We start from the raw sequence: 21940 nt of genomic DNA, 5'->3' as shown, positions 1-21940 counted from the left end.
CGTGTCCCGGCATCGCCAGGACACCGACGGAACGCTTATGGGCCTACGGTGAGGTTGGCTTGGACGGTGATGCCCTGCTGGATCAGCGAGGCCATGCCGCTGTTCTGTGCCGCCACCATGATGCCGGCCGCCGACTGCCCGACGCTGGTCATGTTGTTCGACATGTCGAACGCACCCGCGTCGACCGCGACGGAGCCGCCTGCGCCGCCTGCACCGCCGGTCGCGCCGTTGCCGACGCCGCCGTTGCCGTCACCGCCGTTGCCGTCACCGCCGTTGCCGACGCCGCCCGCACCACCGGTCGCACCGACCGCGCCACTGGCACCGTTGCCGGCGGTGGCATCGCCGTTGCTGGCCGTGGAGGACGCGCTGCCGTTGCTCGCATCGCCGTTGCTGGCATCCCCGCCATCGCCACCGTCGCCGGCGGTCGCGGTCAGCGTGCCGCCCGTGCCACCCATGCCCGAACCGGCCCCGCCGCTGGCGGTGGCGTCGCCACCCGTGCCGGAGCCGGCACCTCCGGTGCCCATGCCGTCGCCACCGGTCCCGGTCGCGTCACCGGATGTACCGGCACCGGCCGTCGCAGTGCTGGCGCCGCCGGTCGAGGTCGCATTCCCCGAGGTGCCGGCGCCGCCCGTTGCTGTTCCGTCGCCGCTGGTGCCGTCGCCGCCACCACGCTCGCGGACATTCCCGCTGCCCGCTCCTGCGTCGCCACCGGAGGCGTCCGCGATCGAACCCGTGTCGCCGCTGGCGCTGCCTGCATCGCCGCCCGATGCGCCCGTTGCACCGTCGCCATCGCCGCCCCAGCCACCCGCATCGCCGCCCCGACCGCGTCCGTTTCCGGCGGTCGCATCGCTGTCGCCGCCCCAGCCGCGTCCATCGCCGCCGTTCGCGCCACGGATGTCGTTGGCGTTACCGCCACGGCCGCCATCGCCGGCCGTCGCGTCGCCGATGGACGCGCTGCCATTGGACGAATCGCCGGCCGTCGCATCGCCAATGCTGGCGCTGCCGCCGCTTCCTCCGTCGCCGCCACTGCCGCCATTGCCACCGTCGCCGCCGCTGCCGGAACCGCCGCCAGCTTCGCCGCCGTAGCCGTTTCCACCATAGCCGGCGCCGCCACGTCCGCCGCTGCCGCCATTGGCATTGCCCCAGTTCTTGGCGACGTTGCCGATGTCGTGCACGGTCACGCCGGACACGCTGCCTTCAAGGCGCGTTTCGGCCACAGCCTTGCTGTGGTTGAAGGAATTGGAGAATGAGGAAGTGGCGGTGCTGCCGTTGTTGGCCGCGGTGGAACCGTAGCCCTCCGCACTGGCGCGGCCGCGATTGTTGCGGTTGTCGCCGTCATGCGTGCTGTTGTCGCTGTGGTCCGAATTGTCGGAGTTGTCGGAATTGTCGGAGTTGTCGCTGTTGTCCGTGTTGGTGCTGTTGTTGCTCATGTCCACCGCGAGGTTGACCAGGATGTCGTCTCCCCGGCCGTTCTCGGTGTTGGTCTGTTGCGCGAATGCCTGTCCCGTCGTGCCGAGCGCCAGCAATACCGCCGATGCGATCAGTGTCTTGCGAATGCACATGTCCAGTCTCCTTGTGGCCGCTCCGGGACCCAGGGGAAGCCCCTAAAAAGCGACGCGGGTCACGGTTGCACGGCAATCGTTATCCGCAACCCGGCACAAGGTTAAAAATATGTTCGAGCAGGGACCGTTCGTCCGCTCAGTCGCGGCGCTGTGACAGGTCGAACATGGATGTCCGGCAAGAGATCCGGACGACGTTGTGCGCCTTACCAGGCCGGCGCGCGAACCGCGCCCGCGACGCGTGCACCCAGCCATACCAGCAGCAGGCCGGCGACCAGCGTGAGGGCGAGATACCCGAGCGCACTGCCCTGCCGGTCCGAACGCGCGAACAGCAGGCATTCGACCATCAGCGCCGAGTACGTGGTCAACGCGCCCAGCACGCCGACCATCAGGAATGCGCGCCAGTAGATCGCCGAAGGACCACGCGCTTCCAGCCACATGGCCAGGAAACCGGCGGCGAACGAGCCGATCATGTTCACCGCGAACGTGCCCCACGGGAATCCGGTCCCCAGCTGGCGCAGCAGGACGCCGCCGAGCCAGAAGCGCGCCGCCGCGCCAAGGGCTCCACCCGCCATCACCAGCGCGAGCTGTTGCCACCAGATCCAGGCGTGTACCGGCATGCGTCGTGTCCTGTCTTGGAATTCAGTCGTCGCGACCGGCCCGCGTCCGGGCCTGTCGGCGGGCCTCGCGCAAGCGATCGAGTTTCTCCTTCAACTTGATCTCGAGCCCGCGCTCGACCGGCGCATAGTACGTCCGCTCGCCCATGGCGTCGGGGAAGGCGGTCTGGTCCAACGCGATGCCGCCTTCGGCATCGTGGTCGTACTGGTACCCGGTACCGTAACCGAGCGACTTCATCAGCTTGGTCGGCGCGTTGCGCAGGTGCATCGGTACCTCCTGCGTGCCGTACTCGCGCACATCGGCTTTCGCCGCGTTGAATGCCATGTAGCCCGCATTCGATTTCGCGGTGCTGGCGAGGTAGATAACCAATTGCGCCAGGGCGAGGTCCCCCTCGGGGCTTCCGAGACGCTCATACGTGTCCCACGCATCGATCGCCATCTGCAGCGCGCGGGGATCCGCCAGTCCGATGTCTTCCACGGCCATCCGCGTCATGCGGCGCGCGAGATAGGCGGGATCGCAGCCTCCATCCAGCATGCGCGCGAGCCAGTACACCGCTCCGTCGGGATTGGAACTGCGCACCGACTTGTGCAAGGCGGAGATCTGGTCGTAGAACTGCTCCCCACCCTTGTCGAAGCGGCGCGTGCGGTCCGCCAGTACCTGCACCAGCGTCTGCGGTGTGATGAGCCCGCCTTCGTCGGCCGCCAGTTCCGCGGCGATCTCCAGCAGCGTGAGTCCTCGCCGGACGTCGCCGTCCGCGGCCGTCGCGATCTCGAGCAGCGCTTCAGCGTCGACATGAAGCCCCAGATCGCCAAGCCCGCGCTCGCCATCCGCCAGGGCCAGTTGCAGTGCCTGCCGGATGTCCTCCGGCGACACCGCTTCCATCACGTGCACGCGACACCGCGACAGCAGGGCCGAGTTGAGTTCGAACGACGGATTTTCCGTGGTCGCCCCGACGAAGATGATCGTGCCGCGCTCGATGTGCGGCAGAAACGCATCCTGCTGCGCCTTGTTGAAGCGATGCACCTCGTCCACGAACAACACGGTGCGACGCCCGCCGGCGAATCGCTGGGCCGCTTCGGCCAGCACCTGCCGAACCTCGGGAAGACCCGACAGCACGGCCGAGATCGCCTTGAATTCCGCGTCGGCATAGCGTGCCAGCAGCAACGACAGCGTGGTCTTGCCGCAACCGGGCGGCCCCCACAGGATCATCGAATGCACATGGCCGGATTCCACCGCGCGACGGAGGGCGCTGCCCGGCGCCAGCAGACGGCGCTGCCCGACCATTTCGTCCAGCGTACGCGGACGCATCCGCTCGGCCAGCGGACGCAGCGCGTCAGTGTCTGCGCTCAGCAGGTCGACCTGGGGTTCGAGAGGGGTGCGTGTCCTGGCCACGCGTCATTGTAACGTCGTGGCCCGTCAGGCTCGTTGACGCGTGCGTGTCAGGGTCCACCGACCACGTCGACACCCTTGGCTGGCGCGTACTTGAACGTGCCGGCGGAAAACGCCGGATTTCGCTTCCATCCCGAGAAGCTGATCTCGGTGCGCTGGCCCACCGCGTCCTTCACTTCCATCTTCACCAGCGTGCCGTTCGTGAACGCCAGGCGCGCCGTCTGGAAGCTGGCATCGCCTTCCTGCCTGGGCGTCAGCGTCAGCCATTGCACGCCACCCTGCCCCGCGCCCTCCGCCACCTTGAACTGCTGGTCGAGCTTGCCGGGGTCGATCAGTGCAGCGAGCGGGCTGTTCTCTTCTTCAACCCCCTGCTCGCGGACGGTGGCCTGCTGCAGGTCGGGGTCGTAGACCCACACCTTCTTGCCGTCGGCCACGATCAGTTGCTCGTACGGCTTGTTGTACTCCCAACGGAACAGGCGCGGCGCGGACAGCGCGACTCGGCCATTCGAGGTCTCCTTCAACTTGCCGCCGCCGTCATAGACCTTCTGCGTGAACTGGCCATCCAGGCCCTTCAGTCCCGTGGTGAACGTCTTCAACTCGTCGCGTGCGCCGGCGAAGGCGCTGTTGGCGAGCAAGGCAGTGGCGAGGACAGCGATGCGGGCAGTGCGGAGCATGGTGCGTTCCGGTGGGAAGGTGTTGGCGGGAGTGTGCCGGGACGAAACTGAACAGGCTGATGACTGCACTCGACGGAAATCCAGCCGTTCAGTTAGCGCGGTGGCGGCGGTGCCAGGACCTGGCGGTCGCCATTGTGCTCGGGCGGCGTGACGACACCTGCCGCCTCCATCGCTTCGATCAGGCGCGCGGCGCGGTTGTAGCCGATCTTCAGGCGGCGCTGTACCCCCGATATCGAGGCCCGGCGGCTCTCGGTGACGATCTTCACCGCCTCGTCGTACAGCGGATCGGACTCGTCGCCGCCACCGCCGCCGGACTCCGGCAGGCCGGTCGGACCGACGACGATGCCATCGCCCATGGTCTGGACTTCCTCCAGCACGCCTTCGATGTAGTCCGCGGTGCCGCTGGCCTTGAGATGCTCGACGACGCGATGCACTTCCTCATCGCTCACGAAGGCACCGTGGATACGTTCCGGCATCGCCGTGCCCGGCGGCAGGTAGAGCATGTCGCCGTGGCCCAGCAGCGTCTCGGCGCCCGACTGGTCCAGGATCGTGCGCGAGTCGATCTTCGAGCTGACCTGGAACGCGATGCGGGTGGGAATGTTGGCCTTGATCAGGCCGGTGATGACGTCCACCGACGGGCGCTGGGTGGCCAGGATAAGGTGGATGCCGGCGGCACGCGCCTTCTGCGCCAGGCGTGCGATCAGTTCCTCGACCTTCTTGCCGACGATCATCATCATGTCGGCGAATTCGTCGATGAAGATGACGATGAAGGGCATCGGTTCGAGGGGGCGCGGCGCTTCGGCCAGGTCGGGATTCGGCTTGAACAACGGGTCCATCAACGGCTGGCCCGCGTCCATCGCGTCCTTGACCTTCTTGTTGAAGCCGGCCAGGTTGCGCACGCCCACCGCGCTCATCAGCTTGTAGCGGCGCTCCATCTCCGCCACGCACCAGCGCAGGCCGTTGGCGGCCTCCTTCATGTCCGTGACCACCGGGGCCAGCAGGTGCGGGATGCCCTGGTAGACGCTGAGCTCCAGCATCTTCGGGTCGATCATCAGCATGCGCAGGTCTTTCGGCGAGGCCTTGTACAGCAGGCTCAGCACCATCGCGTTGACCGCCACCGACTTGCCCGAACCGGTGGTGCCGGCGACCAGCAGGTGCGGCATGCGCGCCAGGTCGGCCACGGTGGGCCGGCCGGCGATGTCCTTGCCCAGCGCGAGCGTCAGCACGCTGCCGGACTTGTCGTACTCCTTCGAGCGCAACAGTTCGGACAGGAAGATCATCTCGCGACTGGTGTTGGGGATTTCCAGGCCGATCACCGACTTGCCCGGGATCACGTCCACCACGCGCACCGACTTCACCGAGAGGCCGCGCGCGATGTCCTTGTCCAGCGAGCTGATCTGGCTGACCTTCACGCCGGGCGCGGGCTCCATCTCGAAGCGCGTGATGACCGGTCCCGGATAGGCGCCGACCACCTGCACATCGATGCGGAAGTCCTTGAGCTTGAATTCGATCTGCCGCGAAAGGGTCTCCAGCGTTTCTTCCGAATATCCCTTGGTCTGCGGCTTGGGATCGTCCAGCAGGGACAGCGGCGGCAGGCCGGATTCGTCTCCGCCGGCACCGTGGAACAACGGGATCTGCTGTTCGCGCTTGGCGCGTTCGCTCTTTTCCACCACGGCTGGCGCGGGGGGCTCGATCTTGACCGGCTCGCGCTTGGCGCGGGCGACGGCGTCGATCTTGCGCACGATCTCGCGCTCTTCCCGCATGGCGCGGGTCTGCTGCCACTCGTTCGCCTGCTGCCCGCCACGGCGGAACAGGTCGGGCAGCATCAGCACGTACTTGCCGATGCGCTCCATCACCGCGAACCAGGACAGGCCGGTGGCGAGCGTCACCGAAGTCAGGAACAGCACCAGCAGGAACAGGTTGCCGCCGAGGCCGCCGAACAGCTTCAGCAGCGACTTGCCGACCAGCGTGCCAAGGATGCCGCCGGCACCGTCGGTGAGCGATTCGGCCGGGACGCCGCGCATGAACAACAGTCCAGTCGCCGAGATCAGGAAGGCGACCATGCCGATCAGGCGCAATGCCGGCCCCAGGTCCGCCTGCCCGTCTCCATCGGTATCCATGCCGAACAGCGCGATCCACGCGATCGCCCCCAGGATGAAAGGCAGCACGAACGCCACATACCCGAACAGCGACAGCAGCAAGGCCGACAGATAGGCGCCGGCAAGCCCGCCCATGTTGTGCACCGGCGCGGTGATGCTGCCGGACTGCGACCAGCTCTGGTCCTGCGGCGAGAAGGTGAAGAGGCTGGCCAGCAGGTAGAGCAGCAGCGGCGCGATCGCGATGAGCGCCAGGTCGCGCCACAGGCGTTGCCTGCGCGGATTCGGCGACGGGGCCTGCTTGCGCGCGGCCGCATTGCCGCCCTTGGATTTGCCGTTGTCCGGGAGCTGCTTCGCCACCTTTGGACCAGACCTTAGGAAATTTCTGTTAGTGATTGATACTAAACGAATCGTGTGCGATGCGACAGCGCGCCGGTCAAGCTTCGGGCCTGTCCGTCCGAAGACCGGATAGCAAAAACGCCGCGCGGTCGCGCAGCGTCTTCGATTGACCTGTCCGGGCGCCGGCCTGCATCACCGCTTTCCATCTGCGCGCCTTGATTCGCCGGATACGCAACGCCACTCTATGTGCCTGCGGACGATGCGATAGCGCGTCGTTGCCTGCCCGATCATCCTTTTTCGCGAGTATACATGAGCACTTCGAAGCACTGCCGCCTGTTGATCCTGGGCTCCGGCCCCGCCGGCTGGACCGCTGCCGTCTACGCCGCCCGCGCCAATCTGAAGCCGGTCGTGGTGACCGGCCTGCAACAGGGCGGCCAGCTGATGACCACGACGGAGGTCGACAACTGGCCCGGTGATGCGCACGGCCTGATGGGCCCGGACCTGATGGCGCGCATGCAGGCGCATGCGGAGCGCTTCGAGACCGAAGTGATCTTCGACCACGTCCACACGGCCGACCTGTCCAAGCGCCCGTTCAAGTTGATCGGCGACAGCGGCGAATACACCGCCGACGCGCTGATCATCGCCACCGGTGCGACCGCGAAGTACCTGGGCCTGCCCTCGGAAGAAGCCTTCAAGGGCCGCGGCGTATCCGCCTGCGCCACCTGCGACGGATTCTTCTACCGCGACCAGGACGTGGCCGTGATCGGTGGCGGCAACACGGCCGTGGAGGAGGCGCTGTACCTGTCCAACATCGCCCGCAAGGTCTATCTGGTGCATCGCCGGGACACGCTGCGCGCCGAGAAGATCATGCAGGACAAGCTGTTCGCCAAGATCCAGGCCGGCAAGATCGAGCCGGTGTGGCACCACACGGTCGACGAGGTCTTGGGCAACGAGGCCGGCGTTACCGGCATCCGCGTGAAGTCCGTACAGGACGGCAGCACGCGCGACATCGACGTGCACGGCTTCTTCGTGGCCATCGGCCACACGCCGAACACCGGGTTGTTCGAAGGCCAGTTGGACATGAGCAACGGCTACCTGAAGATCCGCTCGGGCATCGAAGGCAATGCCACGGCCACGACCATCCCCGGGGTGTTCGCGGCAGGCGACGTGACCGACCAGCACTATCGCCAGGCCATTACCTCGGCCGGCTTCGGGTGCATGGCGGCGCTGGATGCCGAGCGCTTCCTCGACAAGGACGCCTGACACCGACGCGGGCGGCCTCCAAGGATGGACAAGCTGCTGATCAAGCAATGCCTGTTCTACGGCAGCTGGCTCGTCTGGCCCGTCATGGCGTGGCTGCTGTGGCGGCTGCGCCATCGACACGGCCGCGGATGGCTCGTACTACTGCTTGCAGTTTGCCTGCTGTTCGCATGGGCACGTTTCGTCGAGCCGCAGCGCATCCGGGTACAGCAGACCGTGCTTGACGGAACCGGCGCCCCGCTGCGGCTCGTGCTGATCAGTGACATCCACCTGGGCGTTTACAAGGACGCGGCGTACCTGCGGCGCCTGGTCGACCGCATCAATACGTTGCAGGCCGATGCCGTCGTGATCGCGGGCGACTTCACCTACGAACCCGACGGCGCTTCGCTGCAGGCCATGTTCGCGCCACTCGCCGGGCTGCGACGGCCGGCCTACGCGGTGCTGGGCAACCATGACCAGCAGGCACCGGGGCCCGACATCGATACGGAATTGCGCGCCGCCCTGGCCGGACATGGCGTCACGGTGATCGAAGGCACGTCGGTAATGCTGGGCGGCTTCCGATTGGCCGGACTGGGGGATCGCTGGGCCGACCGGGACGATCCGGCTTTCCTGTCGGGCGTGCCATCGGCCTTCCCCACCCTGGTACTCACCCACAATCCGGACAGTGCGATCCGACTGGACCCGCGGCAGACCGCGCTGGTACTGGCGGGCCATACGCATGGCGGCCAGATCCGCCTTCCCTGGATCTACCGGCACGTCATTCCCAGCCGGTATGGATTCGATCGGGGCGAGCAGTACCTGGCCACGCCGGAAGGGCGCGTGCGGGTTTACACCACGGTGGGGACGGGTGAGATCGGCCTGCCGATGCGGCTCTTCAATTCGCCCACCATCGACCTGCTCGACCTGCGTCCGTAGTCTGGGTGCCGATGGCCGACGTCCGCTTCCTTCCCTCTCTCGCCGACGTGCCGCCGCCGGCCTGGGATGCCCTGCACGACGGACGCAACCCCTTCGTTGCCCACGCGTTCCTGCAGGGCCTGGAAGCGCACGGCTGCCTGCGCGAAGACTGGGGGTGGTCGCCGCATCATGCGACGCTCTGGGACGAAGAGCGTCTGGTCGCCGCCGTACCCGGCTACCTGAAGGACAACTCGCATGGCGAGTTCGTGTTCGACCACGCGTGGGCCCACGCCTATGCGCAGCACGGACTGGACTACTACCCGAAGTGGCTGGGGGGCGTACCGTATTCGCCGGTTACCGGTCCGCGCCTGCTCGCGCGCGATGACCCTGCGCGTCAGGCGCTACTGACGGCGATACAGCAGGAAACGCGCCGGCTGGGCCTGTCGTCGGCCCATGTCAACTTCCCGACATCCGGCGAGGATGCGGCATTTCCCGCCTCGTGGTTGCCCCGGATCGACGTGCAGTACCACTGGCGGAATCCGGGCCACTGGCGTGACTTCGACGGCTTCCTCGCCGAGTTCGACCACAAGCACCGCAAGAACATCCGCCAGGAGCGGGCGAAGATCCTGCGCACCGGCGCGACGTTCCGCACCGTGCACGGGGACGAGGCCAGCGATGCCGATCTGGAGGCCATGTTCGGCTTCTACCTGCAGACCTTCCATGACTACGGCAACTCGCCGGCGCTGACGCTCGACTTCCTGCGGCACCTTGCGCGCAGCATGCCGCGGCAGGTGGTGATGTTCTTCGCCGAGCATGAGGGCAGGATCATCGCGGGCGCGCTGTGCCTGCGGGGCGGCGACACGCTGTACGGTCGCTACTGGGGCGCGGCGTCCCATCTGCCCGGCCTGCATTTCGAAACCTGCTACTACCAGGGCATCGACTACTGCCTGCGCGAAGGCCTGATGGTGTTCGAGCCCGGCGCGCAGGGAGAGCACAAGCTCGCACGCGGATTCCTGCCGACGCTGGTGCACTCGCGGCACTGGATCGCCCACTCCGACTTCTCCGCGGCGCTGTCCCGCTGGTGTGCCGAGGAAGCTGTCGCGGTGCGCCGTTACGCCCATACCCTGACAACGCACACGCCATTCAAGCATCGCGCGTGAGTTCCGCGGCACCGGTAGCGGGATGACGCCTACAATCCCCGCATGCGACAGAGGCCGTTCGTCCTGCCTTCCGATCCCCACGCCCCGTTCCCGCCCGCGGGCAGCGCGATGCGCGACCCGGACGGACTGCTCGCCATCGGCGGCGACCTGTCCCGGCCACGCCTGCTCAACGCCTACCGCCACGGCATTTTCCCTTGGTTCTCCGCGGGTCAGCCGCCGCTGTGGTGGTCGCCGGATCCCCGCATGGTCTTCCCTACCGACCAGGTGCGACTGTCCACGCGCTTTCGCCGTGGACTGAAGCGCTGCGCGTGGGAGGTCCGAGCGGATACCTGTTTCGAACAGGTCATCACCGCCTGCGCCCGCTCGCCGCGGCCCGGCCAACAGGGCACGTGGATCACGTCCGGCATGCGCCAGGCCTATATCGACCTGCATCGGCAGGGCGACGCGCACTCGGTCGAAGTATTCGAGGGGGATGCGCTGGTGGGGGGCATCTACGGCGTCGCGATCGGCAGGATGTTTTTCGGCGAGAGCATGTTCAGTGGACGCTCCGGCGGTTCGAAAGTCGCGCTGGCCGCGCTGGCCACCCGCTTGCGGGCGTGGGGTTGGCCGCTGATCGACGCGCAAGTGGAGAACGACCACCTGCAATCGCTGGGCGGGGCGCTCATGCCGCGCGAGGATTTCCTGGGCCAGGTCGCCCGCCTCGTCGACCTGTCCGCGCCGGAAGGCGCCTGGACCGACCGGTTTGGCGTAGTGGACGCCGTCTCGCTGTCGCAAGTCTCGGCGCCATAACGGAATTTTTGCACCGGAGGCACGGCTGGCGTACAATGCGCGGCTTCATGGCACCCGCCATCCCTCGCGGCACAGCATAGGCTTACATGTCGAAAGACGATTCCATTGAATTCGAGGGCACCGTCGCCGAGACGCTGCCCAACACCATGTTCCGGGTCAAGCTGGAGAACGGGCACGAAATCATTGCCCACATCTCCGGCCGCATGCGCAAGAACTACATCCGCATCCTGACCGGCGACAAGGTGAAGGTCGAAATGACCCCGTACGATCTCACCAAGGGTCGTATCACTTATCGCATGAAGTAAATCGCATAAGTGATTGATTGAAAAGCGGCCTCAGGCCGCTTTTCTCGTTCTGGACGTCAGTATGTTCCCATGACGAAGGGCACGGGGTCGGTCGTCATGGCGACTTCAGGCAGATTCCCCCGCGGCCCGGCGGCCTCAGCATGCCTGGCGCCCGCTCCGGGCGCTGACCACAAGAGAGCCGCCATGAACTCCCGTCGCCCCCTCCCCCTGCTGGCCGCACTGGCCGTCGCGATCGCCCCCTTTGCCGCCCTTGCCGCTTCCGCCGGCGAGGCCATCACCGACTGCGTGGACCTGGGCAGCGATCAGGAAATCGTGCGCGCGGGCGGAGGTCAGCAGTTCTTCCTGCGCAATGGCGACGATCACTACCGCGTCTCGTTCCAGCGCACCTGCGACTCGATCACGATGACCTCGCGCGTGGAGATCAGCACCGACGGCCAGCCCAATCGCCTTTGCGGCGCCGGCACGCGCGTGAAGACCACGCGCGACACGTGCCGGGTCGGCGCCGTTGAAGCCGTGACGGCAGAGGAATTCGCCACGCGCAAGAAGCGCGCCTCGCGCTGACGCGGCCGATGAGAACGGAAAAGGCGGCCGCATGGCCGCCTTTTCGTTGCGCCGGTGGGCTTCTGCTTACGACACCGTGGCCGGCAGCAAGCGCTCCGGCTCCGCCTGCGCATCCACTACCAGGTCGCCGTCGCGCACGTCGATGCTGACGCGGCCACCATCCACCAGCTTGCCGAACAGCAGTTCGTCCGCCAGGGGCCGCTTCACCTTGTCCTGGATCAGGCGCGACATGGGTCGCGCACCCATCAGCGGATCGAAGCCGTGCTGGGCCAGCCAGTCGCGGGCCGCGGGCGTGGCCGACAGGCTGACGTGCTTTTCCTGCAGCAGCATCTCCAGCTCGATGATGAACTTGTCCACCACGCGCAGGATGTGGTCGAAACCCAGGCCCTGGAACTGCACGATGGCGTCCAGGCGGTTGCGGAACTCCGGCGTGAAGCTGCGGCGGATCACTTCCATCGCATCGGTGGAGTGGTCCTGCTGCATGAAGCCGATCGTCCGGCGCGAGGCCTGCGCAGCCCCCGCGTTGGTCGTCATCACCAGGATGACGTTCTTGAAGTTCGCCTCCCGGCCGTTGGTATCCGTCAGCACGCCGCGGTCCATGACCTGCAGCAGGATGTTGAAGATGTCGGGATGGGCTTTCTCCACCTCGTCCAGCAGCAGCACGCAGTGCGGGGTCTTGACGATCTTCTCGGTGAGCAAGCCACCCTGGTCGAAGCCCACATAACCCGGAGGCGCGCCGATCAGGCGGCTGACCGAATGCGGTTCCATGTACTCGGACATGTCGAAGCGGACCAGCTCGATGCCCAGCTGAAGGGCGAGCTGCTTGGTCACTTCGGTCTTGCCCACGCCGGTGGGGCCGGCGAACAGGAAGTTGCCGATCGGCTTTTCCGGGTTCGCCAGGCCGCTGCGCGCAAGCTTGATGGACGATGCCAGGGTCTCGATGGCGGGATCCTGCCCGAAGATCACCATCTTCAGGTTGCGCTCCAGGTGCTGCAGCACGTCCTTGTCGGACGAAGACACCTGCTTGGCCGGGATCCGCGCCATCTTGGCGACGATCGTTTCGATCTCCTCGACGTCGATCAGCTCCTTGCGCGTCTCCATGGGCAACAGGCGCTGGCGTGCGCCGGCCTCGTCGATGACGTCGATGGCCTTGTCGGGCAGCAGGCGGTCGCCGATGTGCTTCACCGACAGGTCCACCGCCGCCTGCAGCGCATCGTCGGCGTAGGTCACGCCGTGGTGCGCTTCGTACTTGGGCTTGAGGCCCTGCAGGATTTCGTAGGTCTCGCCCACGGTCGGCTCGACGATGTCGATCTTCTGGAAACGGCGCGCAAGCGCACGATCCTTTTCGAAGATGCCGCGATACTCCTGGAACGTGGTGGAGCCGATGCAACGCAGTTCGCCCGATGCCAGCGCCGGCTTGATCAGGTTCGAGGCATCCATCGTGCCGCCGCTGGCCGATCCGGCACCGATGATGGTGTGGATCTCGTCGACGAACAGGATGGCACCGGGAATCTTCTTGATCGAAGCCAGAACGCCCTTCAGGCGTTTCTCGAAGTCGCCGCGGTACTTGGTGCCCGCTACCAGCGCGCCGAGGTCCAGCGAGTAGATGACGGCATCCAGCAGCACGTCGGGCACCTCGCCTTCGACGATGCGCTTGGCCAGGCCCTCGGCCAGCGCGGTCTTGCCCACGCCGGCCTCGCCGACGTAGAGCGGATTGTTCTTGCGGCGGCGGCACAGCACCTGGATGGTCCGCTCGATCTCGTCGCCACGACCGACCAGCGGATCGATCCGGCCCTGCCGGGCCATCTCGTTCAGGTTGCTGGCGAACTCGGTCAGGGCATCGCCCTTGCCCTCGCCCTCCGCGCCTTCCGCCTTGCCCTCGCCGTCCGAGGACCCGCCCGCATCGTTCTCCTCACCCTGCTTGGCGATCCCGTGGGACAGGTAGTTGACGATGTCCAGCCGGGTGACATCCTGCTGGTTGAGGAAGTAGACCGCGTGCGAGTCCTTCTCGCCGAAGATCGCCACCAGCACGTTGGCGCCGGTGACCTCCTTCTTGCCGGAGGACTGCACGTGGTACACGGCGCGCTGCAGCACGCGCTGGAAGCCCAGCGTCGGCTGGGTATCGCGGCCGTCGTCCTCGGCCAGCCGCGAGACCGAGGCTTCGATGGCCTGCTCGAGGTCGGCGCGCAGGCGGTTGGCATCCGCACCGGTCGCCTTCAGGACGGCCTGTGCCGAGGGGTTTTCGAGGAGCGCGAGCAGCAGGTGCTCGACGGTCATGAATTCGTGCCGAGCTTCACGGGCGCGCTTGTAGCACTGGCCGATGGTCTGCTCGAGATCTTTGCTGAACATGGTTGCCTCCGGGGCCTATGCCGACAATATGCGGCTTGGCGGGCGGTTTTCCATCACCCTACCGGATTTCAGTGTTCAGGGATCGTTGCCTTGTCCCGCGCGGCGGTGCCCCCACACCGGATCCGACCCGGCATGCCCGCACCGGTCCCCGTCAGGACTTCTCCATCGTACACAGCAGGGGATGCTGGTTCATACGGGAAAACTCGTTGACCTGGGCCACCTTGGATTCGGCGACCTCGCGGGTGTACACCCCGCAGACGCCGCGGCCGCGGGTGTGTACGTGCAGCATCACCTGGGTGGCTTTCTCCAGGTCCATGGCGAAGAACTGCTGGAGGACCGTCACCACGAAATCCATCGGGGTGTAGTCGTCATTGAGCAACAGGACCTGGTACTGCGGCGGCGGCGCGACTTCGGGCCGGCTGGTATCGACCATCAGGCCGTGGTCGCGCTCGTTTTCGTTCTTGTGGGGCATGCGGCGATTATAGGCGCCCGCCGCCGCCCACCGCATGGACGCCATGCGTGACCCCGGCCACAATGCGACATCCTTATCCAACGAGCCCGCCATGAAGCCCACGCTGTCCCGACTGCCTGCCGCCCTGCTGTTGTGCGCCGCCGCTGCCGCCCCCGCCCTGGCGGCCGATGCATCGGTGGATGCCCGGTTGAAGGCGCGGGGCATCCAGTTCGAGGTCGACGCGGACGGCGACTACAAGGTGACGTATTCCTACAAGCAGGAGAATCGCACGCAGTTGGTGTTCGTGTCCGGCCGGACCGAGCAGATCAACGGCATGAGCGTGCGGGAGGTCTTCTCGCCGGCGGGTCGGGTAGCGGCCGACGGGATCGACGGCGCCAAGGCGCTCGCGCTGCTGGCGGACAGCCGTGGCAAGAAACTGGGCAGCTGGGAGATCTCCGGTGACGTGCTCTATTTCGTCATCAAGCTGCCGGACAGTGTCGACGCGGCCACGCTGGAATCCGCTATGGATATCGCGTCCGAGACCGCGGACAACCAGGAGATCGAACTCTCCGGCGACAAGGACGAGCTGTAAGTGAGCTACCGGGAGGGACGCTTCTGGCAGCCGGATGTCACCGTGGCCACCGTGGTGGTCCGCGACGGCAAGCTGCTGATGGTGGAAGAGCGCGCGCAGGGGCGCGTGGTCTTCAACCAGCCGGCCGGGCACCTGGAGCCGGATGAAAGCCTGCTGGAAGCGGCCCGCCGCGAGACGCTGGAAGAGACGGGCTGGGAAATCGCGCCGACTGCCTTCATCGGGGCCTATCAATGGAAGGCCGAGACCGGACGCCATTACCTGCGCTTCGCATTCGCCGCCGATCCGGTGCGCCACCTGCCGGATCGTCCGCTCGACGACGGCATCGTGCAGGCGCTGTGGCTGACGCCCTCCGAACTGCAGTCGCAGTCGCACCGCCATCGCAGCCCGCTGGTGTGGCAGGTCGTGCAGGACTTCCTGGCCGGTCGCCGCTCCCCCCTGTCGACACTGCAGCAGATCGCATGAAAGCGCCCCGCGTCATCGTCGGCGTGTCCGGCGGCGTGGATTCTTCCGTCGCCGCCTTGCAGCTGGTCCAGCAGGGCGAGCCCGTGGCGGGCCTGTTCATGCAGAATTGGGCCGACGACGGCAGCGGTGACTGCCGCGCGGAAGACGACCGGCGCGACGCCGTGGCCGTCTGCGGCCGCCTCGGCATCCCCTTCCACTTCCGCGACTTCTCGGGCGAATACTGGAAGGGCGTGTTCGAGCACTTCCTCGCCGAATACGCCGCCGGCCGCACCCCGAACCCCGATGTGCTGTGCAATCGCGAAGTGAAGTTCAAGCATTTCCTCGACGCGGCCCGCGACCTGGGCGCCGAGAAGATCGCCACGGGCCACTATGCGCGCATCGACGAGCATGATGGGCGCTGGCGCCTGCTGCGCGGTGTCGACCGCGGCAAGGACCAGAGCTACTTCCTGCACCAGCTGGGCCAGGCGCAGTTGGCGGCCACGCTGTTCCCGATCGGTGGGCTGCACAAGGCCGACCTGCGCCGCATCGCACGCGAGGCCGGGCTGCAGACGCACGACAAGAAGGATTCCACCGGCATCTGCTTCATCGGCGAGCGCGACTTCCGCGAGTTCCTCGGGCGTTACCTGCCGGCGAAGAAAGGCGAAATGCGCGACCCCTCGGGCCAAGTGATCGGCGAGCATCCGGGCGTCTTCTATTTCACTCTGGGGCAACGCGAAGGACTGCAGATCGGCGGCGTGCGCGGCCGCCCACAGGCACCTTGGTACGTCGTGGGCAAGGATGTCGCCGGCAACGTGCTGTACGTCGACCAGGACACGCAAAGTCCACACCTGATGTCTTCACGGCTGTGGACGGAAACCGCCCACTGGGTGGCAGGCGCTCCCTCCGGCAGACGCTTCACCTGCACGGCGCAGACGCGCTACCGCCAACCGGATGAAGCCTGCGAAGTGGACGTACTGGACGACGGCAGCGTTGCGGTACGGTTCCTGCGGCCGCAGCGCGCCGTCACGCCGGGACAGTCGCTGGTCCTCTACGCTGGCGATGAATGCCTGGGAGGCGCCGTGATCGCGCGCACCGACGCCCCCCTTGAAACGAAACTCGCGGAGCAAGCAGCTTGAGCAATCGATATTCAGACCGCGTGCTGGCCCTTGCCGGCCTGGCGCAGGCCCTCCACCAGGTCCGCCGTATCGCCGAGACCGGCCAGTCCGAAGGCTCGGCCGTGCAGGCAGCGGTGGACAGCGTGTTCCGCATCGACGCGGCGACGCCGCTGGCGGTCTACGGCCGCGTGGGCGACATCACGCCGGGCCTGCGCGTGCTGCGCGGCTACTTGGCCAAGGAGGCGCAGGACGACGGCCTCTCCCGCCTGGCGATGTCGGTACTGCAACTGGAGCGACGCTTCGTCCGCGAGGACGACACTGTGCATGCCGTCACCCGTGGCCTGGCGGACATCGCGCCGCGCGCGGAGCAACAGGGCAGCACCCACCCCGACGTGTTGTCCTCGCTCGGTGCCCTGTATGCCGACACCATCAGCCACCTGCGTCCGCGCGTGATGGTCCAGGGCAATCCCCATTACCTGGGGCAGCCGGGCGTGGTGGCGGAGATCCGCGCGATCCTGCTCGCCGCCGTGCGTTCGGCCGTGCTGTGGCGCCAGCTCGGCGGCTCGATGTGGGATTTCGTCCTCGGCCGCCGGCAGATGCTCGAGGCCGTGGACGACTGGCTGCCCTAGCCTGTCCTTTCCGGCATGCGCAATGGCGCTGCATGCAGATAGGCTGCCTGTCGGCGCTTCGCCACGATGTCGCGATAGACCGCCGCTGCCGCGGGTTCGTCCACGCCCAGGGCCGGCGCCAGGTTTGCCGCAGGGACCCCGTGCTCGAACGCCCACAACGCCAGGTCCATCTGCGCGTACGGAAGCGCGAAGTAGAACTCGTCCTGGCCCTGCGGCAGGCTGTAGGTGTCGGTGGTCGGCGTGGTGGAGCAGATCGCGTCCGGCAGGCCGAGGTGACGCGCCATCGCGTAGACCTGCGTCTTGAACAGGTGCGCGATCGGCTTCAGGTCGGCGGAACCGTCGCCGTTCTTGACGAAGAAACCCTGGTCGTATTCCAGCCGGTTCGGCGTGCCCACCACCGCGTAGTTCAGGCGGTCGGCATGGAAGTATTCCATCGTCTTGCGCAGCCGCTGCTTGTGGTTGGTGGCGGCGACGATGCGGAGGTAGGGGCCGGTCGGCAGGCGCGCTTCGTGGCGCTCGCCCTGCGGGGACTCCACGATCAACCGGTAGAAGTTGATGCCGCCGTCCAAGCCACCCTGCAGCACGATCTTGTTCTTCCAGCCCGCCCCATAGGCCGGGAATACCTCGCGGATGGCGGCTTCCTGTTCCGCATAGCAACCTATCGCCTGCAGCGCGGGCGCTATGTCGTGCATGTCCGCCTGGATTCCCAGGTGCGTGGCAAGCTGGCGCCCCAGTTCCGTGGAGCGCGAGCTGGAATCGCGTTCCGGCAACAGCAGGCCGAAGACGCGGTCCGCCCCTACCGCCCGCACGGCCAGCGCCGCACAGACGGAGCTGTCGATGCCGCCGGACATGGCCACCACCAGGCCGCGCCTGCGCATGCCACGGACAGCGTCGCGCATCCAGTCGGCGATCCTCTCGGCTTCCGCCTCCAGGTCCATCGCCAGTACCGCGGGACCCAGCACGCTCATGCCGCGACCTTGCGCAGCACGTAGGCCGCGACGGCGTCCAGCGAGTCGAGGTTCTCGGGCATCATCTCGGCGTCTTCCACCTTGATCGCATAGGTGTCCTCGACGAACTGCACCAGTTCAAGGAATCCGGTGGAGTCCAGCATCTGCGCATCCATGAACGATGCATCGTCGGCATAGGTCCCGTCCGCGCCCATCAGGAAGTAGTCGTCGATGTAGCGGCGCACCGTCGCCTTGATCGTCGCGGCATCGTGGGTGGAAGCGGGGGAAGCGGCGGCTGTCGCCATCAGGGAAGTCCTTTACGTGTAGGTTTGCCATTGTCAGTACGTGGCAAGTCGTCGAGGAAGGCCACGTGGCGCGGCGCCATGTGGCTTTCCAGGTGGGCCAGGCAGTGCCGGATGACGTCGCGTTCCGACAGCGTCGCGCCCGGCTGCAGGACGATCCAGGCTTTGAGTGCCTGGCCCAGCAGGTCGTCGGGGACGCCGGACACCAGGCATTCGCGGACGGCAGGCAGGCGCGCGATGGCCGCTTCCACCTCGACGGGACTGACCTTCTCGCCGCGCGTCTTGATGATGTCGTCCTTGCGCGCCACGAAGTAAAGCCAGCCGTCTTCGTCGCTGCGGAACAGGTCGCCCGTGCGGAACGCGCGGCCCTGCCCATCGGCGCCCTCGATGAATTTCTCCGCGGTCAGCGCGGGCGCACCCCAGTAGCCTTGCGTCACGTGTTCGCCCTGAACGACCAGTTCGCCGGTGCCGCCCCACGGAACGCGCCGGCCGGCGTCATCGATCAGCCAGCAGGTCTGCCCCGCCATGCCGCGCCCGATGCTGTCGGGTCGCCGTTCGCGCTCGGCGGCTGGCAGGTAACTGATGCGCGTGCATTCGGTCTGTCCGTACATGACCACCAGGTCCGCGCCCGGAAAGCGCGCCGCCGTTCGCTGCTGCAAGACGGGCGACAGCGGGGCGGAAGCGCTGGTCAGCAGCCGCAGCGACGACAGGTCCCATGGCGAGAGGTCATCCATGCCGGCCAGCATCGCGTACATGGTGGGGACGGCGGGAAACACCGTGGCCCGCTCCCGCGCCAGGATCTCCAGCGACTTGGCGGGAAACGCGAACGAGCGGTCCAGCACCAGCGTGGCGCCGACCCGCGCCGACAACAGGCACTGGCCCAGTCCGTAGCTGAAGCTCAGGGGCAGCGCGCTGAAAATCACGTCGTCCTGCCGCAGCGCCAGGTACGAGGCTACCGTCTGCATGACGCTGGCGAGATTGCGATGGCTCAGCATCACGCCTTTCGGTGCTCCGGTCGTGCCCGACGTGTGGATGATGAAGGCGAGCGTGTCATCGTCCGTCTCCGCATCCGGCACGCCGTCGTCGCTCGGCGCGTCGCTTTCCGGCCACGGGTGCTCGTCCGCCTGCCCGTGCCAGGCGGCGTCGATCGTCAGCACATGCCACGCGCCCGTGGATCCCGCGCGTGCGGCACGCCATACGGAAGCCAGCGAGGGCTGTGCGATCAGCAGCCTGGCGCGCGTGCCGGCCATCATGCCCGCGAGCTTGTCGGCCTTGGTCTGCGGGTTGAAGGGCATGCAGACGGCGCCCGCACGCAGTAACGCCCAGAGGGACGCCACCATCTCCACGCTGTTGTCGAGCAGCACGCCCACCCGGTCGCCGGGCACGACGCCAAGTGCCCGCAAGCGGACCGCCACGCGCCGGCTGAGCGCATCGAGCCCGGCGTAGTCCAGCCGGTGATCGCCGCATACGAGCGCCACGCGATGCGGCACGCGCCGCACCGTGTCGTCGAACATCGTGTGCAGCCGCTTCACGCGCCGGGTCCGGCTGTCTGCAGGAAACGTTCCTGCAGCACCAGCAGCGACAGCACGCCGACGAACGCCATGTTGTCGGGGTAGCCGATGGCGCGTCCCGCCCGGCACTTCTCGACCAGATGCCCGATCGCGCGCACATCGAACAGGCCGCTCGCGGCCAGACGGTCCGGCGCCAGCATGTCGGCGACCCAGGGGCGCAGCTGTCCGTCGGCGAAGAAGCACTGGCTGTCCGGCGCACGATACGGCTGCTTGTGCCGTTGGGTGATGGCTGACGGCAGCTCGTTCGCCATCGCGCGCTTCAGCAGCCGTTTCTCGCGCAAGCCGCGCAGCTTGAATGTGGGCGGCATGCGGTTGGCGAACTCGATCACGCGATGGTCGAGCAACGGATACCGGCCTTCGATGGAACGCGCCATGGCCATGCGGTCGCCTTGGGCGGCCAGTAGATAGCCCGGCAACAGTGTGCTGGCTTCGACGTACTGGTCGCGGTCCAGGCCCGCCCAACCGTCCATTGGCGACAGCTGGGCTGCCAGCGCGGCGAGCGGATCGACGGCGTCGACCTGCGCGCGAAGGTCCGGATGCAGGAAGCGCAGCACGCGCCGCGTACTGCGCAGACGCGCCGCATGCGCGAACCCCGGCGATGCGGGGTCGCCGCCCTCGGCGAAGAAGTGCGCAGCGAATCCTGCGGAGCGTGCCGGCGAATGCGCGAGGTAAGGATAGAGACGTTCCAGGATCCGTCCCCGCCAGCGGCTCCCGGGACCCCGCGCCATGAAGCGACGGGCCTGCGCCTCCTTGAACAGGTCGTAGCCTGCGAAGACCTCGTCGGCGCCCTCGCCCGTCAGCACCACCTTGTAACCGTGGTCGCGGACATGCCCCGCCAGCAGCAGCATCGGGACGGGCGCCGTGCGCACCAGCGGCATTTCCGCATGCCAGACCGCGTCGCGGAACGCCGTGGCGATGTCGGCCTGGCTCACGGTGATCTCGCTGTGCCGCGTGCCCAGCGCCTGTGCCATCAATCGCTGGAACGGGCGCTCGTCGAACTCGGCGTCTTCAAAGGCCAGCGAGAACGTGCGCAGGTCGGCGCCGGCGTGGCGCAGCGCGAGCGACGCGATCGCGGAGGAGTCGAGTCCACCGCTGAGGTAAGCGCCCACCGGCACGTCCGAACGCAGTTGCAGCCTTACCGCGTCGACCAGCAGGGCGTGCAGCTCCTCGGCGCAGGCGTCTTCGCCGGCCGCATCGACGGTCGGCGTCTGCGGTTGCCACGCCCAGTACGGCGTGATCCTCGGCGCCAGGCGGTCGACGCGCAGGTCGACCACCATCCGGTGGCCCGGAGGCAGTTGGCGGACGCCGTCGAACGTCGTGCGCTCGCCGAGCGGGCACCAGAAGCCGAACACGTCGCCCAGTGCCGCCACATCCAGCGACAACGGCAGACCGGCGGCCCGCAACGCCTTGATTTCCGACGCGAACGCCAGGCGATGTCCGTCGCAGTGGTAGTACAGGGGACGGATGCCGATGCGGTCGCGCGCCAGTACGAGGCGCTGGCGCCGCATGTCGTGCAGCGCGACCGCGAACTGTCCGTTCAGATGATCGACGAAGTCATCTCCGTAGCGCGCGTACAGGTGCAGGATCACTTCGGTATCGGACCGGGTGGCGAACACGTGTCCTTGCCGCTCCAGTTCCCTGCGAAGTTCGACGTGGTTGAAGATCTCGCCGTTGAACACGAGTTGCAGGCTGCCTTCCGCATCGGCCATCGGCTGCCAGCCGCCGTCCAGGTCGATGATCGACAACCGGGCGTGCGCGAGCCCCACGCTGCCGTCGACGCGACACCGGCTGCCATCCGGACCCCGGTGGTGCAGCGTGCCGATCATGGCCTCCAGCACGGCGGCCGACGGCGGAGGGGCGCCTGCCGGCAGCGCCATGCCGGCTAGCCCGCACATGCGG

General features: G+C 67.3%; 21 protein-coding genes. 10 read left to right on the top strand and 11 right to left on the bottom strand.

Annotated features, from left to right (window positions below; genetic code table 11):
- Nucleotides 1–35: 35 nt before the first annotated feature.
- From ACSQ19_RS16305 to ACSQ19_RS16285, 5 genes are all read right to left on the bottom strand, one after another.
- Nucleotides 36–1562 (bottom strand): hypothetical protein, encoded by a 1527-nt coding sequence (locus ACSQ19_RS16305; protein WP_435998440.1) that lies wholly within the window; start codon nt 1560–1562, stop codon nt 36–38.
- Nucleotides 1563–1765: 203 nt separating this feature from the next.
- Nucleotides 1766–2179 carry a fluoride efflux transporter CrcB gene (crcB, locus tag ACSQ19_RS16300; protein ID WP_435998438.1) on the bottom strand — a complete coding sequence of 138 codons (414 nt, stop codon included), beginning with the start codon at nt 2177–2179 and terminating at the stop codon, nt 1766–1768.
- A gap of 22 nt (nt 2180–2201) precedes the next feature.
- Complete coding sequence (locus ACSQ19_RS16295; protein ID WP_435998436.1) at nt 2202–3569, bottom strand: replication-associated recombination protein A; 1368 nt, start codon at nt 3567–3569, stop codon at nt 2202–2204.
- A gap of 47 nt (nt 3570–3616) precedes the next feature.
- Nucleotides 3617–4240 (bottom strand): outer membrane lipoprotein chaperone LolA, encoded by a 624-nt coding sequence (gene lolA, locus ACSQ19_RS16290; protein WP_296281756.1) that lies wholly within the window; start codon nt 4238–4240, stop codon nt 3617–3619.
- A gap of 92 nt (nt 4241–4332) precedes the next feature.
- A complete protein-coding gene (locus ACSQ19_RS16285; protein WP_435998433.1) occupies nt 4333–6696 on the bottom strand; it encodes a DNA translocase FtsK in 2364 nt (787 codons plus the stop codon).
- 288 nt (nt 6697–6984) lie between these two features.
- On the opposite strand from ACSQ19_RS16285, the gene trxB reads away from it, so the two are divergent.
- The 6 genes from trxB to ACSQ19_RS16255 all read left to right on the top strand — a co-directional run bounded on the left by trxB (nt 6985) and on the right by ACSQ19_RS16255 (nt 11644).
- Nucleotides 6985–7938, top strand: a complete 954-nt coding sequence (gene trxB / locus ACSQ19_RS16280; protein WP_435998431.1) for a thioredoxin-disulfide reductase — start codon at nt 6985–6987, stop codon at nt 7936–7938.
- A gap of 24 nt (nt 7939–7962) precedes the next feature.
- Nucleotides 7963–8850 (top strand): metallophosphoesterase, encoded by an 888-nt coding sequence (locus ACSQ19_RS16275; protein WP_435998429.1) that lies wholly within the window; start codon nt 7963–7965, stop codon nt 8848–8850.
- 11 nt (nt 8851–8861) lie between these two features.
- Nucleotides 8862–9989 carry a GNAT family N-acetyltransferase gene (locus ACSQ19_RS16270; RefSeq protein ID WP_435998427.1) on the top strand — a complete coding sequence of 376 codons (1128 nt, stop codon included), beginning with the start codon at nt 8862–8864 and terminating at the stop codon, nt 9987–9989.
- Nucleotides 9990–10031: 42 nt separating this feature from the next.
- Nucleotides 10032–10778: a leucyl/phenylalanyl-tRNA--protein transferase gene (gene aat / locus ACSQ19_RS16265; RefSeq protein ID WP_435998425.1), complete on the top strand. Its 747-nt coding sequence runs from the start codon at nt 10032–10034 to the stop codon at nt 10776–10778.
- Nucleotides 10779–10864: 86 nt separating this feature from the next.
- Nucleotides 10865–11083, top strand: coding sequence for a translation initiation factor IF-1 (gene infA / locus ACSQ19_RS16260; protein ID WP_055943174.1), 219 nt, complete (start codon nt 10865–10867; stop codon nt 11081–11083).
- A gap of 183 nt (nt 11084–11266) precedes the next feature.
- A complete protein-coding gene (locus ACSQ19_RS16255) occupies nt 11267–11644 on the top strand; it encodes a hypothetical protein (RefSeq protein ID WP_296281781.1) in 378 nt (125 codons plus the stop codon).
- A gap of 66 nt (nt 11645–11710) precedes the next feature.
- Here ACSQ19_RS16255 and clpA read toward each other — a convergent pair whose 3' ends face one another.
- Together clpA and clpS are read right to left on the bottom strand one after the other, a co-directional pair.
- Nucleotides 11711–13993 carry an ATP-dependent Clp protease ATP-binding subunit ClpA gene (clpA, locus tag ACSQ19_RS16250; RefSeq protein WP_296281783.1) on the bottom strand — a complete coding sequence of 761 codons (2283 nt, stop codon included), beginning with the start codon at nt 13991–13993 and terminating at the stop codon, nt 11711–11713.
- Nucleotides 13994–14144: 151 nt separating this feature from the next.
- Entirely contained in the window at nt 14145–14465 is a 321-nt protein-coding gene (clpS, locus tag ACSQ19_RS16245; protein WP_296281785.1) for an ATP-dependent Clp protease adapter ClpS, read from the bottom strand.
- A gap of 91 nt (nt 14466–14556) precedes the next feature.
- Between clpS and ACSQ19_RS16240 the strand changes: the two genes are divergently transcribed.
- From ACSQ19_RS16240 to hflD, 4 genes are read left to right on the top strand one after another with little or no spacing between them, the layout of a single operon-like run.
- A complete protein-coding gene (locus ACSQ19_RS16240) occupies nt 14557–15036 on the top strand; it encodes a hypothetical protein (RefSeq protein WP_435998420.1) in 480 nt (159 codons plus the stop codon).
- Nucleotides 15037–15498, top strand: a complete 462-nt coding sequence (locus tag ACSQ19_RS16235) for an NUDIX hydrolase (protein WP_435998418.1) — start codon at nt 15037–15039, stop codon at nt 15496–15498.
- Nucleotides 15495–16613: a tRNA 2-thiouridine(34) synthase MnmA gene (gene mnmA, locus ACSQ19_RS16230; RefSeq protein ID WP_435998416.1), complete on the top strand. Its 1119-nt coding sequence runs from the start codon at nt 15495–15497 to the stop codon at nt 16611–16613. The genes ACSQ19_RS16235 and mnmA overlap by 4 nt, the downstream gene beginning before the upstream one ends.
- Nucleotides 16610–17221 carry a high frequency lysogenization protein HflD gene (gene hflD / locus ACSQ19_RS16225; RefSeq protein ID WP_299342531.1) on the top strand — a complete coding sequence of 204 codons (612 nt, stop codon included), beginning with the start codon at nt 16610–16612 and terminating at the stop codon, nt 17219–17221. The genes mnmA and hflD overlap by 4 nt, the downstream gene beginning before the upstream one ends.
- Here the strand turns inward: hflD and nadE are convergent.
- From nadE to asnB, 4 genes are read right to left on the bottom strand one after another with little or no spacing between them, the layout of a single operon-like run.
- Complete coding sequence (gene nadE, locus ACSQ19_RS16220) at nt 17218–18189, bottom strand: NAD(+) synthase (protein WP_435998413.1); 972 nt, start codon at nt 18187–18189, stop codon at nt 17218–17220. The two genes, hflD and nadE, sit on opposite strands and share 4 nt — an antisense overlap.
- Nucleotides 18186–18473, bottom strand: a complete 288-nt coding sequence (locus ACSQ19_RS16215; RefSeq protein WP_435998411.1) for an acyl carrier protein — start codon at nt 18471–18473, stop codon at nt 18186–18188. The genes nadE and ACSQ19_RS16215 overlap by 4 nt, the downstream gene beginning before the upstream one ends.
- Entirely contained in the window at nt 18473–20002 is a 1530-nt protein-coding gene (locus tag ACSQ19_RS16210) for a class I adenylate-forming enzyme family protein (protein ID WP_435998409.1), read from the bottom strand. The genes ACSQ19_RS16215 and ACSQ19_RS16210 overlap by 1 nt, the downstream gene beginning before the upstream one ends.
- Nucleotides 19999–21936 (bottom strand): asparagine synthase (glutamine-hydrolyzing), encoded by a 1938-nt coding sequence (gene asnB / locus ACSQ19_RS16205; protein ID WP_435998407.1) that lies wholly within the window; start codon nt 21934–21936, stop codon nt 19999–20001. The genes ACSQ19_RS16210 and asnB overlap by 4 nt, the downstream gene beginning before the upstream one ends.
- Nucleotides 21937–21940: the final 4 nt, after the last annotated feature.

Origin of the sequence: Pseudoxanthomonas sp. LjRoot127 (genome assembly GCF_964253495.1) — a bacterium.
Lineage (GTDB): Bacteria > Pseudomonadota > Gammaproteobacteria > Xanthomonadales > Xanthomonadaceae > Pseudoxanthomonas_A.
This window is presented reverse-complemented; position numbering and strand designations above follow the sequence as displayed.

Coding starts and splice junctions, on each gene's coding strand:
- ACSQ19_RS16305 (WP_435998440.1), bottom strand. CDS start 1,562: ATGTGCATTCGCAAGACACTGATCGCATCGGCGGTATTGCTGGCGCTC.
- crcB (WP_435998438.1), bottom strand. CDS start 2,179: ATGCCGGTACACGCCTGGATCTGGTGGCAACAGCTCGCGCTGGTGATG.
- lolA (WP_296281756.1), bottom strand. CDS start 4,240: ATGCTCCGCACTGCCCGCATCGCTGTCCTCGCCACTGCCTTGCTCGCC.
- trxB (WP_435998431.1), top strand. CDS start 6,985: ATGAGCACTTCGAAGCACTGCCGCCTGTTGATCCTGGGCTCCGGCCCC.
- ACSQ19_RS16275 (WP_435998429.1), top strand. CDS start 7,963: ATGGACAAGCTGCTGATCAAGCAATGCCTGTTCTACGGCAGCTGGCTC.
- ACSQ19_RS16270 (WP_435998427.1), top strand. CDS start 8,862: ATGGCCGACGTCCGCTTCCTTCCCTCTCTCGCCGACGTGCCGCCGCCG.
- aat (WP_435998425.1), top strand. CDS start 10,032: ATGCGACAGAGGCCGTTCGTCCTGCCTTCCGATCCCCACGCCCCGTTC.
- infA (WP_055943174.1), top strand. CDS start 10,865: ATGTCGAAAGACGATTCCATTGAATTCGAGGGCACCGTCGCCGAGACG.
- ACSQ19_RS16255 (WP_296281781.1), top strand. CDS start 11,267: ATGAACTCCCGTCGCCCCCTCCCCCTGCTGGCCGCACTGGCCGTCGCG.
- clpA (WP_296281783.1), bottom strand. CDS start 13,993: ATGTTCAGCAAAGATCTCGAGCAGACCATCGGCCAGTGCTACAAGCGC.
- clpS (WP_296281785.1), bottom strand. CDS start 14,465: ATGCCCCACAAGAACGAAAACGAGCGCGACCACGGCCTGATGGTCGAT.
- ACSQ19_RS16240 (WP_435998420.1), top strand. CDS start 14,557: ATGAAGCCCACGCTGTCCCGACTGCCTGCCGCCCTGCTGTTGTGCGCC.
- mnmA (WP_435998416.1), top strand. CDS start 15,495: ATGAAAGCGCCCCGCGTCATCGTCGGCGTGTCCGGCGGCGTGGATTCT.
- nadE (WP_435998413.1), bottom strand. CDS start 18,189: ATGAGCGTGCTGGGTCCCGCGGTACTGGCGATGGACCTGGAGGCGGAA.
- ACSQ19_RS16215 (WP_435998411.1), bottom strand. CDS start 18,473: ATGGCGACAGCCGCCGCTTCCCCCGCTTCCACCCACGATGCCGCGACG.
- asnB (WP_435998407.1), bottom strand. CDS start 21,936: ATGTGCGGGCTAGCCGGCATGGCGCTGCCGGCAGGCGCCCCTCCGCCG.